The following is a 13369-nucleotide window of genomic DNA, read 5'->3' as shown; positions in this document are numbered from 1 at the left end:
ATCGGCACGCCGCCATCCTGGCGGACACCGACGACACGGGACGCGCGACGACGACGCGTCAGTCGTCCTCGCGCTGGATCAGCTCGAAGAACGGGGGCGTGTGGCCGCCGGGCGTGGCGGGCAGGGGGTACTGGAACGCCAGGTTCGACGCGTCGAGGGCCGCGAAGAACTCCTCCCACGTCGCGCGCTCGGCGCCGTGCCCGCTCGGGCCCTCCGGGAAGATGACGGCGGGCATCCGCGGGTCCTCCGGGTAGACGGCGCGGATCAGCGCGGGCGTCGCGTGGTGGCCCTCGATGAACCGGCGGATCTCGTCAGGGTCCGTCGTGGTCCTGGTCAGCTCGCTCATCGTGCGCTCCCGTCGTCGGCGACGCTCCCATGCTCCCGCCGCCCCGACGCGGCCGCAGCCTGACCGGCAGGGGCGTCAGCGGGCCGACGGTGCGCGCGTTGTTGAAGGCTCTGGCCACAGCCTTCAACAAGGCGCCCCGATGATGAAGGATCCGGTCTCACATGAACCAGCGGACGACCGTCACCGCGCCGATCACGGACAGGACGAGGACCAGCAGGAGGGCGGCACCGCAACCGAGGCCGAAGACGTCCTGCCACCACGGGTCATCGGTGTCGCGTCCGCGACTCGACCAGTCGAGCTTCTTGCCCGCCTTGCTCTCGGCGGCCGCCTTGACCTCGCGGAGCCGCTCCTGCGCGACCTCGGTCGTGGCGTCCGACTCCGTCCCGGTCCACCGCAGCCCGCGCATGATGCGGACGGGATCACGGCCGCAGGCGCGTTCGTACGCCGTGACCTCGCGCTCGACGCGCTCCTCGCTGAGATAGGACCACCGCCCGGCCTCGACGGAGGCGCCCTCGTGTCGGTAGACGTCGGCGAGGCGCTCGCGGACCAGGAGGTCCTGAGGCTTGGACTGGACGAGGCTCCGCAGGCGGGTGCGGGCCATCGCCACGTCTCCCTTGCGGAGGTCCTCGTCGACCCGCGCCAGTGTCCGCTCGACCGTCACAGCGGCTGAGCGTAGGACCTCGCACGGCCGAACCTCGACCCCGTCAGGGGGTGTCGTCGTCCTTGGGCCGCAGGATCTTCAGCGGGATCCCGGCGATCGACGGGTCGGGAACGGGCAGCGTGTCGAGGTCCTCAGCAGGCGCGGGGAAGGAGGAAGGCTCCGGCCCGACCCACAGCCGCCACAGCCCGTCCCGGTGGTAGAGGACGCCGGGCACGACGAGCAGCGCGCGCCCGGCCGGCAGCTGCGCGGCGAGCAGGGGCACCTCGTCGGGCGGCACGAACCCGATGACGACGTTGCGCGCGCTCAGGACCAGCCGGGAGCCGCGGCCGCGGTCCACGCGCAGCTCGACGGCGACGGGGTGCAGGGCGGCCCGCTCGTGCACCGTGAGCGCGGCGAGGAGCGACGTCTGCAGCGCGGGCGCCTCGGCGGCGATGAATCCGGCACCGACGACCCCGGCGACGTGCGGGCGGCGACCGAAGATGCTCATCCGTACCGCCGGTCCCCGCCCTGGGTGTACTTCGTGGCTCCGGTGATCGCGGCGAGGATGCTCTCGTAGCTCGCGGTCCCGGCGTCGAACGACCCGTTGTTGCGGCCGTGGCGCAGCACCTCGATGCGGTCGGACACCGCGCGCACGTCGACCATGTTGTGGCTGATGAGGATGACGCCCAGGCCGAGCTCGCGCAGCCGCTCGATGTGGGTGAGCACCTCGGCGGTCTGCGCGACGGACAGGGCGGCGGTCGGCTCGTCGAGCACGACGATGCGCGGGTTGCCGATGAGCGTGCGGGCGATGGCGACGGACTGCCGCTGCCCGGCGGACAGGGCGCGCAGCTCGGTCTTGACCGACGGGATGGGGCTGTTGAGGTCCTGCAGGATGCGCTTGGTCGTCTGCTCCATCTCCCCGTCGCGCAGGCCGGAGCCGCCGCGGGTGAGCTCGCGCCCGAGGAACAGGTTCGCGGTGACGTCGAGGTTGTCGCACAGCGCGAGGTCCTGGAAGACGGTCGCGACGCCGAGCGCGTGCGCGGAGGACGGGGAGGTGATGGAGACGGGCTCGCCGTCGATCTCGACGATGCCGGAGTCGGGCGTGAGCACCCCGGAGACGATCTTGGCGAGCGTGGACTTGCCGGCGCCGTTGTCGCCGACGAGCGCGACGACCTCGTGCGCGTGCACCTCCAGGTCGACGCCGACGAGCGCCTCGACGGCGTTGAAGCTCTTGGTGATCTGCTTCATGGACAGCAGCGGCACGCGGGGTGGCGTCGTCGCCATCGGTCGCACCTGCCCTTCGTCCTTCACGGTCGTTCCAGTCATCATGCCTCCGGGCGGTTCATGCGTCGGCCCGCTCGGGAGCGGTCAGGGGCGGGTCCAGGTCGACGTCGGCGTGCTGCATCACCAACGCGATGGCCCCCGCGACCTCGGCGGCGTTGCCGAGCTCGGCGGGGATCACCTCGAGCGGGGCGATCTGGTTGAGCAGGACGCGCCGGCGCAGCGCCTCCCGCATCGGCTGGAGCAGGATCTCGCCGGTCTCGGCGAGCTCGCCGCCGACGACGATGCACTGGGGGTTGACCGTCATCGCCACGCCCGACACGACGGCCCCGATCTCGGCGCCCGCGTCGGCGATGACCTGCGCGCAGCCGGGGTCGCCGTCGCGGGCGCGCTGCACGACGTCGCGCAGGGTGAGGTTGCCGTGCGTCGCGCGCAGCGGCTCGACGATCGCGCGCGCGCCGACGACGGTGTCGAGGCACCCGCGGCTGCCGCAGCGGCAGATGTCGCCCTGCGGGTCGACCTGGACGTGGCCGATCTCGCCGGCGGTGCCGGCGAACCCGCGGTGGAGCTGGTGGTTGATGACGATGCCGGCGCCGGTCCCGTAGGACGCGCGCACGTAGACGCTGTCGCGGTACTCGCGCGACGCGCCGCGCGTGCTCTCGGCGAGCGCGCCCAGGTTGGCGTCGTTGTCGACGTAGACGGGCAGCGCGAGGCGCTTGGACAGGACGTGCCCGACGTGCACCTCGTCCCAGCCGCGCATGATGCCGCGCACCGAGATCATGCCGGTCGCGTCGTCGACGGGCGCGGGCAGGCCGATGCCGATGCCGACGACGTCCTGCATCGCGAGGCCGAGGCGCTCGAGCAGGTCGACGACGAGGAGCGCGGTGCGGTCGAGCGAGGTGTCGACCGGGTGGTCGACGGGCATCGGCAGCACGCGCTCGGCGAGCACCTCGTGCGTGAAGTCGGCGATCGCGACGCGGATGTGGCGGTGCCCGACGTGCACGCCGACGGCGAGGCCGACGCGGTGGGCGAGCGTGACGAGCTGCGCGCGGCGACCGGTGCGGATCGTCGTGCGGACCTCGACGACGCCGTCGGAGACCAGCTGCTTGACGATCGTGGAGACGGTCGCGGGGGACAGGCCCGTCGCACCGACGAGCTCGACCTGGGTGAGGCCACCGTGCCGCTTGACGGTCTCGACGACGGCGCTGCGGTTGGCTTCACGCAACGAGGACTGCGAACCGGCCACCGCCTACCGTCCTCTCACGCGGCAGAGACTACCTGGCCAGCACGAACGCGTCGGTAGGCCGGAAGTCGGATGTGTGTGCGAAGGCCGGGCCCCCGCGGCGACGGACGCCGCCGGGACCCGGCCGGTGCGCGATCAGCGAGCGGCGCCCGCGCGGCGCTTGTTGTAGATGTCGAACGCGACGGCGAGCAGGAGCACGAGGCCCTTGACCATCTGCTGCACCGACTGGTCGATGCCCATGAGCTGCATGCCGTTCGACATGACGCCCATGATCAGACCACCGACCATCGCGCCGGTGACCCGGCCGACACCACCGGTGGTGGACGCGCCGCCGATGAAGCACGCGGCGATCGCGTCGAGCTCGAACATGTTGCCCGCGGCGGGCTGGGCGCCGTTGGAGCGCGACGAGTACACGACGCCGGCGACCGAGGCGAGGAAGCCCATGTTCACGAAGATCCAGAAGTTGATCTTCTTGACCTTGACGCCCGACAGCTCGGCGGCGTGCAGGTTGCCACCGATCGCGTAGACGTGGCGGCCGAACACCGTCTTCGTCGTGATGATCTGGTAGGTCAGGATCAGGACGCCGAGGATGATGAGCACGATCGGCAGGCCGCGGCTGCGCGACAGCTGGTAGGCGAACGCCATGACGACGGCCGCGATGAGCACCAGCTTGAGCACGAACAGCGGGAACGACTCGACGGTCTGCTGGTACTTGATGCGGGCCTGGCGGGCGCGGAACTGGCTGAAGGCGTAGCCGACGATCGCGAGCGCGAAGATCACGAGCGTGAAGACGTCGAAGCCCTGACCGCCGAGGATGCCGTTGAGGAAGCCGCCGGCGATCTTCTGGTACTCGGCCGGGAACGGCGACAGCGAGATGTTGTCGAGCACCTGCAGCGTCATGCCGCGGAACAGCAGCATGCCGGCCAGCGTCACGATGAACGCCGGGATCCCGACGTACGCGACCCAGAAGCCCTGCCAGGCGCCGACCAGCAGGCCGACGGCGAGCGCGGCGAGGACGCCGAGCCACCAGTCGCCGCCGTTCTGGATGACGACGACGGCCGAGACGGCTCCGGTGAGCGCCACCACCGACCCGACCGAGAGGTCGATGTGCCCCGCGATGATCACGATGACCATGCCGATGGCCAGGATCAGGATGTAGGAGTACTGCAGGACGATGTTGGTGATGTTGCCCGGGCTCAGCAGCATGCCGTCCGTGAGGATGGTGAAGAGCCCGATGATGGCGACGAACGCGATGTAGATGCCGCTCGTGCGCAGGTTGCGCGTGAAGATGTCCTTGAGACCCGCGACCGCAGTCATCAGGCGTTCTCCCTTTCCTTGGTCATGAGCTCCATGAGGCTCTCCTGGGTGGCCTCGCCGCGGGGCAGCTGACCGGTGACCCGGCCGAACGCCAGGGTGTAGATCCGGTCGCAGATGCCGAGCAGCTCGGGCAGCTCCGAGGAGATGACGACGATCGCCTTCCCCTGGTCCGCGAGCCGGTTGATGATCGTGTAGATCTCGTACTTCGCGCCGACGTCGATCCCGCGCGTCGGCTCGTCGAGGATCAGCACGTCCGGGTCGGTGTAGATCCACTTGGAGAGGACGACCTTCTGCTGGTTGCCTCCGGAGAGCTTCCCGGTGAGCGCCATGACGGTCGGGCTCTTGATGTTCATGGACTTGCGGTAGTCCTCCGCGACCTTGATCTCCTCGTTGCCGTTGACGAAGCCGAGGCGCGACAGCTTGCGCAGGCTCGCGGCGGAGATGTTGGTGCGGATGTCCTCGATGAGGTTGAGGCCGTACTTCTTGCGGTCCTCGGTCGCGTACGCGATGCCGTGCCCGATCGCCTCGTCGACGCTGCGGGTGCGGATCTCCTCGCCGCGCAGGTAGACGCGGCCGCTGATGTGGCTGCCGTAGGTCTGGCCGAACAGGCTCATCGCGAGCTCGGTGCGACCGGCGCCCATGAGCCCGGCGATGCCGATGATCTCGCCGGCGCGCACGGAGAACGAGGCGTTGTCGACGACCACGCGGTCGGGCTGCGTCGGGTGGTGGACGGTCCAGTCCTCCACCCGCAGCACCTCCTCGCCGGGGGTCGACTCGTGCGGGGGGTAGCGGTGCTCGAGGTCGCGGCCGACCATGCCGCGGATGATCCGGTCCTGCGTGACGCCGTCGCGCTTCATGTTCAGCGTCTCGATGGTCCTGCCGTCACGGATGATCGTCGTGGAGTCGGCGATCTCGGCGATCTCGTTCAGCTTGTGGCTGATCATGATCGAGGTGATGCCGTGGTCCTTGAGCTGGCGCAGCAGCTCGAGCAGGTGCTCGGAGTCGTTGTCGTTCAGCGCGGCGGTCGGCTCGTCGAGGATGAGGAGCTTGACCTTCTTCGACAGCGCCTTGGCGATCTCGATGAGCTGCTGCTTGCCGACGCCGAGCTGGCCGACGGGCGTCACGGGGAGCTCGTCGAGGCCGACGCGGGCGAGGAGCTGGGCGGCCTCGGCGTTCGTGCGGTTCCAGTCGATGAGGCCGCCGGCGCCGCGCTGCTCGTTGCCGAGGAAGATGTTCTCGGCGACCGACAGGTAGGGGACCAGGGCGAGCTCCTGGTGGATGATGACGATGCCCTTGTCCTCGGAGTCGTTGATCGACCCGAAGGCGACCTCCTCGCCCTCGAACAGGATCCGACCGTCGTAGGTGCCGTGCGGGTAGACGCCCGACAGGACCTTCATCAGCGTCGACTTGCCGGCGCCGTTCTCCCCGCAGATCGCGTGGATCTCACCGCGCTCGACGACGAGGTTGACGTCCTGGAGGGCCTTGACCCCAGGGAACGTCTTGGTGATCGACTGCATCTCGAGGATGGTGCTCATCCGCGTCCGACCGCCTCTCTGGTTGCTCGTGGCGTGGGCCCGCCGGCCGGGCCGGCCGGCGCCCTCGTGGGGGCGCCGACCGGCCGCGGTGTCCGGCGTGACCCGCGGGTGGAAGGTCAGGCCTGACCCTTCTCCACCTGCTCGGCCGTCCAGTAGCCGGAGTCGATCAGCAGCGCCTGGATGTTGTTCGCGTAGACGATGTCCGACTCGAGGAGGTACGACGGCACGACCTTCACGCCGTTGTCGTAGGTGTCCTTGTCGTTCGACTCGGGCGTCTCACCGGCGAGGAACTCCTCGGCGGAGGAGACGGCCTGCTCGGCGAGCTTGCGCGTGTCCTTGAAGATCGTCGAGAACTGGACGTCGTCCTGGATGAGCTTGACCGACGCGATCTCGGCGTCCTGGCCGGTCACGACCGGCATCGGGTTGGCGGCGGTGCGCGTCGGGCCGTAGCCCGCGTTCTGCAGCGCCGTGATGATGCCGCGCGACAGGCCGTCGTACGGGGAGAGCACGCCGTGGAGCTTGGTGCCGCCGCCGTACGTGGAGGTCAGGAGGTCCTCCATGCGCTTCTGCGCGGTCTCCTGCTGCCAGCGCAGCGTCGCCGCCTGGTCGATGTCCGTCTGGCCCGACGGGACGGTGATGACGCCGTCCTCGATGTAGGGCTCGAGCGTGTCCATCGCGCCCTGCCAGAAGAAGTGCGCGTTGTTGTCGTCCAGCGAGCCCGCGAAGAGCTCGACGTTGAACGGGCCCGCGACGTCGGGGACGGCGACGCCGTCCTCGTCGAGGACACCGAGGCCCACGAGCAGCGAGGTCGCCTGCTGCACACCGACGTTGTAGTTGTCGAACGTGACGTAGAAGTCGACGTTCTCGCTGTCGCGGATGAGGCGGTCGTACGCGATGACGGGGATGCCCGCGTCGGCCGCGGCCTGCAGCTGGTTGGCGAGCGCGGTGCCGTCGATCGAGGCGACGATCAGGAGCTTGGCGCCCTTGGTGATCATCTGGTCGATCTGCGACTGCTGCGTCGGGATGTCGTCGTTGCCGTACTGGAGGTCGACCTCGTAGCCGGCGGCCTCGAGGCCCTCCTTGACCGCGTCGCCGTCGGCGATCCAGCGCTCGGAGGTCTGCGTGGGCATCGCCACGCCGACGAGCTGGCCCTCGCCGCCCTCGCCGCCACCGCTCGTCGAGTCGTCCGTGCTCCCGGCACCACCGCCGGAGCATGCCGCGAGCCCGAGGGCCAGCGTTGCGCCGATGGCGGCGATGGAGATCTTGCGTCGCATCGTCCACTCCTTCTCGTCGTTGAGACGGCCGCCTCTGGGGCGTGCCTGGGTTGTCGAACCGCGGGAGCGACCCGCTCGCTGCGCGGTCCCCCGTGGGGCCTGGTCGTCGGGCGACAGCGCCCGGCAGCACGCACCACGGTCCTGTGTTCGAGAACCGAAGTCAAGCGGGCACTTCTGATTTTGGGTTTCGAATCCATAACGGTCCGGGCTCGCCGCGGCCTCGGAGGGGAGCGCTTCCCCCAGTCGGGTGAAAGCCGTTCGAGGGACGGGTGAGGTCGATCAAATCGATTCGTGCTCGCGGGATCGTATCGATACGATCGAGCCCTGACGCGACCGGCATGACCCGACCACCGCGCTCCTCCCCAGCCCGCCCACTCCTGTCCCGGGAATCGCTGTGCCCAAGGTCCTCACCGCCGGTCGCCCCTGGCGCGTCATCCTCGTCTTCGCCGTCCCGCTGCTCGTCGGCAACGTCGTCCAGCAGCTCTACCAGGCCGCCGACGCGATGGTCGTCGGCCGCATCCTCGGCGTCGACGCGCTCGCCGCCGTCGGCGCCACCGGTGCGCTGCTGTTCCTCCTGCTCGGCTTCGCCTGGGGCATGACGAACGGCTTCGCCATCCCCACCGCGCAGGCGTTCGGCGCGGGCGACCACCACGCCGTGCGCCGCTCTGTCGCGGCCGGTGCAGTCCTCTCGGGCGTCACGAGCCTCGTGCTCACCGTCGTCGCGCCGCTGCTCGCCGCACCCGCGCTGCGCCTGCTGCAGACGCCCGAGGAGCTGCTGCCGCAGGCGACGACGTTCGCGGTCATCAGCTTCCTCGGCGCGAGCACGATGATGTTCTTCAACTTCCTGTCCGCCGTGATCCGCGCGATCGGCGACTCGCGCACCCCGCTCGTGTTCCTCACGGTGAGCTGCCTGCTCAACATCGCGCTCGTCGTCGCCGCCGTCGCGTGGCTCGACTGGGGCGTCGGTGGCGCCGCGCTGTCGACCGTCGTGGCGCAGGGGGTGTCCGTCGCGCTGTGCCTCGACCACGTCCGTCGGCGCGTGCCCGTCCTGCGCGTCCACCGCGCCGACTGGCGCGTCACGGGCGAAGAGCTGCGCCTGCACCTGCGGCTCGGCCTGCCCATGGGCTTCCAGGCGTCGATCATCGCGATCGGCACGCTCGCGGTGCAGGTCCGGCTCAACGAGCTCGGGTCCGACGCCGTCGCCGCCTACACGACGGCCGCGCGCGTCGACGGGCTCGCCGTCGCGCTGCTCGCGTCGCTCGGCCTCGCGGTGTCGACGTTCGTCGCGCAGAACCTCGGCGGCGGGCGCCCCGACCGGATCCGTCACGGCGTCGTCCAGGCGGCGTGGATGTCGGTCGTCGGGTCGGTGCTGATCGGCGCCGTGCTCGTCGCCGGCGGCGGCGCGATCGTGCGGCTTTTCGTCGGTGAGGGCGAGGAGACCGTCGTCGGGATGGCCGCGCACCTGCTGCTCGTCAACGGGCTGCTCTACGTCGTGCTCGGCGTGCTGTTCGTGCTGCGCGGCGCCCTGCAGGGCCTCGGGCAGACCGTCGTGCCGACCGTCACGGGCGTGATCGAGCTCGTCTGCCGCGTCGGTGCCGCCGTCGTCCTCGGTGCGTCGTACGGGTACGACGGGGTCGTGTGGGGCAACCCGCTCGCATGGGTCGGCGCGGTCGCCCTGCTGGTCCCGGCCTACGTCGCCGCCGCGCGCCGGCTCGCGCAGCAGCCGGTCACGGGGGTCGGCGAGGTGCCGACGACGCTCGTCGCCGACGGGCCCGCCGAGGGGTCGGCTGTGCTCGAGTCGGTCGTGCCGGACGTCGACGCGCTGCCGTCGCCGCGGCCCGCGCCGGAGGAGCCGACGCTCGTCGACCCGTCCGGCGTCGTGCTCGACAGCCGGGCCGAGGACGCGGCGGCGCACGACCCCTGCGGCGCCCGCGACTGAGCGCGGCTCAGAGGTCGAGGCGGAGGAGTCCGCGCTCGACTGCGCGGACCAGCCGGCGCGGGACGTGCACCGTGCGGCCGTCGACCGTCACGGGCACGAGCGCGGGCTCGCTCGCCTTCCACTGCGAGCGACGCGCGCGCGTCCGGGCACGGCTGAGCCGGCGCTTGGGGACGGCCATCAGCCCTGCCTCGCCTTCCACCGCGGGTTGCGCTTGTTGATCACGTAGGTCTTCCCGCGGCGCCGGACGACGATCGAGCCGTCCTTCTTCTTGAGCGACGCGAGCGACGCGCGGACCTTCATCGGGACTCCTCGGAGGCGGGCGGCTCGGCCGGGCGGCCGTAGCGGCGGCGGAACTTCTCGACGCGGCCCGCGGTGTCCACGACGCGCGCGGTGCCGGTGTAGAAGGGGTGGCTCGCCGAGGAGATCTCGACGTCGATCACGGGGTAGGTGTTCCCGTCGGACCACTCGACGGTCTTCGTGGAGGTCGCCGTCGAGCGCGTGAGGAACGCGAAGTCGGCGGAGGCGTCGCGGAAGACGACGGGGTGGTAGTCGGGGTGGAGGTCCTTCTTCACGGACGGCTCTCCTGTCGGGGTCGGGGTCGGAGTCGGGGGCGGGTCACCAGCTGGACTTCGTGACGCCGGGCAGCTCGCCGCGATGGGCCAGCTCGCGCAGGCGGACACGGGACAGCCCGAACGTCCGCCAGTAGCCGCGCGGGCGGCCGTCGACGACGTCGCGGTTGCGCAGCCGCACCGGGGAGGCGTCGCGGGGGAGGGCGTGCAGCGCCGCCATCGCCGTCGCGCGCTGCTCGGGCGTGCGGGTGGGGTCGACGGACGCGCGCTTGAGCTCCGCGCGGCGCTCGGCGTACCGGGCGACGACCTCCCGGCGCTGCGCGTCGCGGGCGATCTTGCTCGTCTTGGCCATCAGCGCTCCTCGCGGAAGTCGACGTGGCGCCGCACGACGGGGTCGAACTTGCGCAGCACGAGGCGGTCGGGGTCGTTGCGCCGGTTCTTGCGCGTCACGTACGTGAACCCGGTGCCCGCGGTCGAGCGGAGCTTGATGACGGGCCGCAGGTCGGCGCGGCGGGCGCCGCTCATCGGAGCCGCTCCCCGCGGGCGAGCATGCGGGCCACGACGACGTCGATGCCGAGCCGGTCGATCGTCTTGATGCCGCGCGCCGACACCGTGAGGGTGACGCGGCGGCGCAGCGACGGCACGTCGTACCGCCGACGCTGGACGTTCGGGTCCCACCGGCGCTTCGTGCGGCGGTGGGAGTGGGAGACGGCGTGGCCGAACCCGGGGGTGGTGCCGAGCACCTGGCAGCGAGCGGACATGGCGGTCACCGTAGGTATTGATAACCGTTCTCGTCAACACGTACGGTGGGCCGCATGACGCCTCCCGCCCCGCTCGTCGTCCTCGCGACCGTCGATCCCGTCGTGCGCGACACGACCGTCTTCGGCCTCGTCACCGACCATCCGCGCCTCGTCGTCCTGCGTCACGACATCCTCGACGACGAGGACGGCGGCCGGATCCGTCGCGTGATCGTGAGCGGAGACGGCGTCCTGGAGGACACCGAGGTCCCGCTCGAGCACGCGTGCCTGTCGTGCGCCGTCCGCGAGGACGCCGTCCCGCAGCTCGAACGTCTCGCGCGCGACCCGCGGTGGGACGCCGTCGTGCTCGCCCTGCCGGTGGGTGCCGAGTCGCTGCCCGTGTCCCGGGCGCTCGCGCGCTCCGGCCGCCGCGGCGGACTCCCCGGGGTCTCGGGAGCGCGCGGGCTGCGGCTCGCCGACGTCGTGGCAGCCGTCGACCTCGACACGTTCGCCGACGACCTGCTCGGCGACGACCTCCTCGCCGAGCGCGGGCTCGCGCTCACGCACGACGACCGGCGCGCGGTCGGCGAGGCGCTCGCGGCGCAGGTCGGGCACGTCGACACGCTGCTCGTCGGCGGTGACCGCGACGCGCACCCCGTCGCGTCCGACCTGCTCGACCACCTGCGTGCGCCCGACAGCCGACGGGTCGACGGGCGGCACGGCGTCGACCCGCACGCGCTGCTCCGTGGGGTGCACGACCCGGCCCGCGCCGACCGCCGCGCCGACCCGCTGCACGCCGCACCCCACCACGGCGCCCCGACGGCGCACGGCGTGTGGACGCTCGACCTCCGCTCGGCCCGGCCGCTGCACCCGGAGCGGCTGGTCGAGCACGTCGAGCGGCTCGGGAACGTGCCCGCGCGCAGCCGGGGGCGGTTCTGGGTGCCGACCCGGCCCGACTCCGTGTGCGTGTGGGACGGCGCGGGCGGCCAGCTGTCCGTCGGTCAGCTCGGGACGTGGGGACGACGTGAGCCCGACACGCGGCTCGTCTTCACCGGCGTCGGCGACTGGGCGGGGGACCTCGTCGACGCGTTCGGCGACGTGCTCACCACCGACGCCGAGCACCGCGCCGGGCTCGCGCCGTGGCTCGGGCGGCAGGACGTGCTCGAGCCGTGGCTGGGGGACCGCTCACCGGCGTGACCGGGTCCGCGAGCCGGTCGGCCGGCAGGTGGCTCAGCGGGGGAGGAGGCGCCGGCGCGCGTCCGTCGCCGCGAGCGCCCACGCGACGAGCGCGGGCTGGAACACGAGCCGCGCGGCACGCTTGGCGTCGGAGTCGAGCCCGAAGCCGTCCTTGCGCTCGACGAGCTGCGCGACGTTGCCCGGGAAGATCGCGACGAAGAACGCCGCCGCCGCGGCCCCGACCCACGCCCGGGCGGGCTGCTTCCACGTCCCGACGAGCGCTGCCCCCAGGGCGAGCTCCGCGACCCCGGACACGACGACCACCGTGTCGGGGTCGGCGGGGAACCACGAGGGGACCTGCGCCTGGAACTCCTCCCGGGCGTTCGTCAGGTGACCCGTCCCGGCGGTGAGGAGCGCGGCCCCGAGGCCGAGCTGGCCGGCGACGCGGGCGACACGTGCGAGGTTCGGCATGCGCCCATCGTCGCCGCCGTCGACGGATCGCGCAGGTCAGCGAGGGTGTGCTGTGCTGGGACCGGGAGGACCCACGTGAGCCATCCGTACCTCGACGCACCCGGCGGCGTCGCCGCGCTCGCGCACCGCGGGTTCTCGCCCGACGGTCTCGAGAACTCGCTCGCCGCGTTCCAGGCCGCGGTCGACCTCGGCTACACCTACGTCGAGACCGACGCGCACGGCACGGCCGACGGTCGCGCGGTCGCGCTGCACGACGCGACGCTCGACCGCACGACCGACGCCACGGGGCGCGTCTCCGACCTGCCGTGGTCGCGCGTGCGGGAGGCCCGGATCGGCGGCGTCGAACCCGTGCCGCTGCTCGAGGACGTCCTCGGCACGTGGCCGGACCTCCGGGTGAACGTCGACGTCAAGGAGCGGTCGGGCATCGTGCCCGTCGCCGACGCGATCGAGCGGACCGGCGCGCACGACCGGGTGTGCGTGGCGTCGTTCTCGGCCTCGCGGCGGGACGCGACCGTCGCGCGGCTGTCGCGGCCGGTCGCGACGTCGGCCGGGACGACCGAGGCCGTCGCGTTCATGCGGACCGGCGGGCGCGTGCGGTTCCACGGGCTGTCCCGCCGACGGTTCGACGTCTACCAGGTGCCGTGGCGGTTCCGCGGGCGGCAGGTGCTCACCGCGCGGCACGTCGAGGCCGCGCACGCGGCGGGGCTGCTCGTGCACGTGTGGACGGTGGACGACGCCGACGACATGCGGACGCTGCTCGACCTCGGGGTCGACGGGATCATCTCGGACCGCGCGGACGTCCTGCGGGACGTGCTCACCGAGCGCGGCGTCTGGCGCTGAC

The 13369-nt window shown here is 71.9% G+C and carries 18 protein-coding genes; 3 read left to right on the top strand and 15 right to left on the bottom strand.

What is annotated here, in order from left to right; translation table 11 throughout:
* Positions 1–58 precede the first annotated feature (58 nt).
* The 8 genes from OMK64_RS12105 to chvE all read right to left on the bottom strand — a co-directional run bounded on the left by OMK64_RS12105 (position 59) and on the right by chvE (position 7636).
* Positions 59–346: a hypothetical protein gene (locus OMK64_RS12105; RefSeq protein ID WP_272728636.1), complete on the bottom strand. Its 288-nt coding sequence runs from the start codon at positions 344–346 to the stop codon at positions 59–61.
* Between the two features lie 157 nt (positions 347–503).
* Entirely contained in the window at positions 504–1007 is a 504-nt protein-coding gene (locus tag OMK64_RS12100) for a DUF6584 family protein (protein ID WP_308201785.1), read from the bottom strand.
* A 43-nt stretch (positions 1008–1050) separates the two neighbouring features.
* Positions 1051–1494: a hypothetical protein gene (locus OMK64_RS12095; RefSeq protein ID WP_272728634.1), complete on the bottom strand. Its 444-nt coding sequence runs from the start codon at positions 1492–1494 to the stop codon at positions 1051–1053.
* On the bottom strand, positions 1491–2270 hold the full coding sequence (locus OMK64_RS12090) for an ATP-binding cassette domain-containing protein (RefSeq protein ID WP_272728633.1): 780 nt from the start codon (positions 2268–2270) through the stop codon (positions 1491–1493). Before OMK64_RS12090 ends, OMK64_RS12095 begins: the two co-directional genes overlap by 4 nt.
* Positions 2271–2328: 58 nt before the next feature.
* The gene (locus tag OMK64_RS12085) at positions 2329–3513 is read right to left on the bottom strand and encodes an ROK family transcriptional regulator (RefSeq protein WP_272728632.1); all 1185 of its coding nucleotides are present in this window, start codon (positions 3511–3513) and stop codon (positions 2329–2331) included.
* Between the two features lie 132 nt (positions 3514–3645).
* Complete coding sequence (gene mmsB / locus OMK64_RS12080; protein ID WP_272728631.1) at positions 3646–4827, bottom strand: multiple monosaccharide ABC transporter permease; 1182 nt, start codon at positions 4825–4827, stop codon at positions 3646–3648.
* Positions 4827–6362, bottom strand: coding sequence for a multiple monosaccharide ABC transporter ATP-binding protein (gene mmsA / locus OMK64_RS12075; protein WP_272728630.1), 1536 nt, complete (start codon positions 6360–6362; stop codon positions 4827–4829). The genes mmsB and mmsA overlap by 1 nt, the downstream gene beginning before the upstream one ends.
* Positions 6363–6478: 116 nt before the next feature.
* The gene (gene chvE, locus OMK64_RS12070) at positions 6479–7636 is read right to left on the bottom strand and encodes a multiple monosaccharide ABC transporter substrate-binding protein (protein ID WP_272728629.1); all 1158 of its coding nucleotides are present in this window, start codon (positions 7634–7636) and stop codon (positions 6479–6481) included.
* 394 nt (positions 7637–8030) lie between these two features.
* Here chvE and OMK64_RS12065 point away from each other — a divergent pair, with 394 nt between their 5' ends.
* Complete coding sequence (locus tag OMK64_RS12065; protein WP_272728628.1) at positions 8031–9575, top strand: MATE family efflux transporter; 1545 nt, start codon at positions 8031–8033, stop codon at positions 9573–9575.
* Positions 9576–9582: 7 nt separating this feature from the next.
* Here OMK64_RS12065 and rpmF read toward each other — a convergent pair whose 3' ends face one another.
* Genes rpmF through rpmB form a run of 6 tightly spaced genes read right to left on the bottom strand, consistent with a single transcriptional unit; the run spans position 9583 to position 10905 of the window.
* The gene (gene rpmF / locus OMK64_RS12060) at positions 9583–9753 is read right to left on the bottom strand and encodes a 50S ribosomal protein L32 (RefSeq protein WP_272728627.1); all 171 of its coding nucleotides are present in this window, start codon (positions 9751–9753) and stop codon (positions 9583–9585) included.
* On the bottom strand, positions 9753–9875 hold the full coding sequence (gene ykgO / locus OMK64_RS12055; protein WP_034625243.1) for a type B 50S ribosomal protein L36: 123 nt from the start codon (positions 9873–9875) through the stop codon (positions 9753–9755). Before ykgO ends, rpmF begins: the two co-directional genes overlap by 1 nt.
* On the bottom strand, positions 9872–10147 hold the full coding sequence (locus OMK64_RS12050; RefSeq protein WP_272728626.1) for a type B 50S ribosomal protein L31: 276 nt from the start codon (positions 10145–10147) through the stop codon (positions 9872–9874). The genes ykgO and OMK64_RS12050 overlap by 4 nt, the downstream gene beginning before the upstream one ends.
* Positions 10148–10190: 43 nt before the next feature.
* Positions 10191–10496, bottom strand: coding sequence for a 30S ribosomal protein S14 (gene rpsN, locus OMK64_RS12045; protein ID WP_272728625.1), 306 nt, complete (start codon positions 10494–10496; stop codon positions 10191–10193).
* Complete coding sequence (gene rpmG / locus OMK64_RS12040) at positions 10496–10669, bottom strand: 50S ribosomal protein L33 (protein WP_272728624.1); 174 nt, start codon at positions 10667–10669, stop codon at positions 10496–10498. Before rpmG ends, rpsN begins: the two co-directional genes overlap by 1 nt.
* Positions 10666–10905: a 50S ribosomal protein L28 gene (rpmB, locus tag OMK64_RS12035; protein WP_272728623.1), complete on the bottom strand. Its 240-nt coding sequence runs from the start codon at positions 10903–10905 to the stop codon at positions 10666–10668. Before rpmB ends, rpmG begins: the two co-directional genes overlap by 4 nt.
* A gap of 54 nt (positions 10906–10959) precedes the next feature.
* On the opposite strand from rpmB, the gene OMK64_RS12030 reads away from it, so the two are divergent.
* Entirely contained in the window at positions 10960–12078 is a 1119-nt protein-coding gene (locus OMK64_RS12030; RefSeq protein WP_272728622.1) for a CobW family GTP-binding protein, read from the top strand.
* Positions 12079–12111: 33 nt separating this feature from the next.
* Here OMK64_RS12030 and OMK64_RS12025 read toward each other — a convergent pair whose 3' ends face one another.
* The gene (locus OMK64_RS12025) at positions 12112–12528 is read right to left on the bottom strand and encodes a DoxX family protein (protein ID WP_272728621.1); all 417 of its coding nucleotides are present in this window, start codon (positions 12526–12528) and stop codon (positions 12112–12114) included.
* Positions 12529–12603: 75 nt separating this feature from the next.
* Between OMK64_RS12025 and OMK64_RS12020 the strand changes: the two genes are divergently transcribed.
* Positions 12604–13368, top strand: a complete 765-nt coding sequence (locus OMK64_RS12020) for a glycerophosphodiester phosphodiesterase family protein (protein ID WP_272728620.1) — start codon at positions 12604–12606, stop codon at positions 13366–13368.
* The last annotated feature ends 1 nt before the right edge of the window (position 13369 follow it).

It is taken from the genome of Cellulomonas fimi (assembly GCF_028527925.1).
GTDB lineage: Bacteria > Actinomycetota > Actinomycetes > Actinomycetales > Cellulomonadaceae > Cellulomonas > Cellulomonas fimi_C.
This window is presented reverse-complemented; position numbering and strand designations above follow the sequence as displayed.

What these genes read in the sequence shown, in the direction of transcription:
- OMK64_RS12105 (WP_272728636.1), bottom strand. Translation starts at nt 346, where the DNA reads ATGAGCGAGCTGACCAGGACCACGACGGACCCTGACGAGATCCGCCGG.
- OMK64_RS12095 (WP_272728634.1), bottom strand. Translation starts at nt 1,494, where the DNA reads ATGAGCATCTTCGGTCGCCGCCCGCACGTCGCCGGGGTCGTCGGTGCC.
- OMK64_RS12090 (WP_272728633.1), bottom strand. Translation starts at nt 2,270, where the DNA reads ATGGCGACGACGCCACCCCGCGTGCCGCTGCTGTCCATGAAGCAGATC.
- mmsB (WP_272728631.1), bottom strand. Translation starts at nt 4,827, where the DNA reads ATGACTGCGGTCGCGGGTCTCAAGGACATCTTCACGCGCAACCTGCGC.
- mmsA (WP_272728630.1), bottom strand. Translation starts at nt 6,362, where the DNA reads ATGAGCACCATCCTCGAGATGCAGTCGATCACCAAGACGTTCCCTGGG.
- chvE (WP_272728629.1), bottom strand. Translation starts at nt 7,636, where the DNA reads ATGCGACGCAAGATCTCCATCGCCGCCATCGGCGCAACGCTGGCCCTC.
- rpmF (WP_272728627.1), bottom strand. Translation starts at nt 9,753, where the DNA reads ATGGCCGTCCCCAAGCGCCGGCTCAGCCGTGCCCGGACGCGCGCGCGT.
- ykgO (WP_034625243.1), bottom strand. Translation starts at nt 9,875, where the DNA reads ATGAAGGTCCGCGCGTCGCTCGCGTCGCTCAAGAAGAAGGACGGCTCG.
- rpsN (WP_272728625.1), bottom strand. Translation starts at nt 10,496, where the DNA reads ATGGCCAAGACGAGCAAGATCGCCCGCGACGCGCAGCGCCGGGAGGTC.
- rpmG (WP_272728624.1), bottom strand. Translation starts at nt 10,669, where the DNA reads ATGAGCGGCGCCCGCCGCGCCGACCTGCGGCCCGTCATCAAGCTCCGC.
- rpmB (WP_272728623.1), bottom strand. Translation starts at nt 10,905, where the DNA reads ATGTCCGCTCGCTGCCAGGTGCTCGGCACCACCCCCGGGTTCGGCCAC.
- OMK64_RS12030 (WP_272728622.1), top strand. Translation starts at nt 10,960, where the DNA reads ATGACGCCTCCCGCCCCGCTCGTCGTCCTCGCGACCGTCGATCCCGTC.
- OMK64_RS12025 (WP_272728621.1), bottom strand. Translation starts at nt 12,528, where the DNA reads ATGCCGAACCTCGCACGTGTCGCCCGCGTCGCCGGCCAGCTCGGCCTC.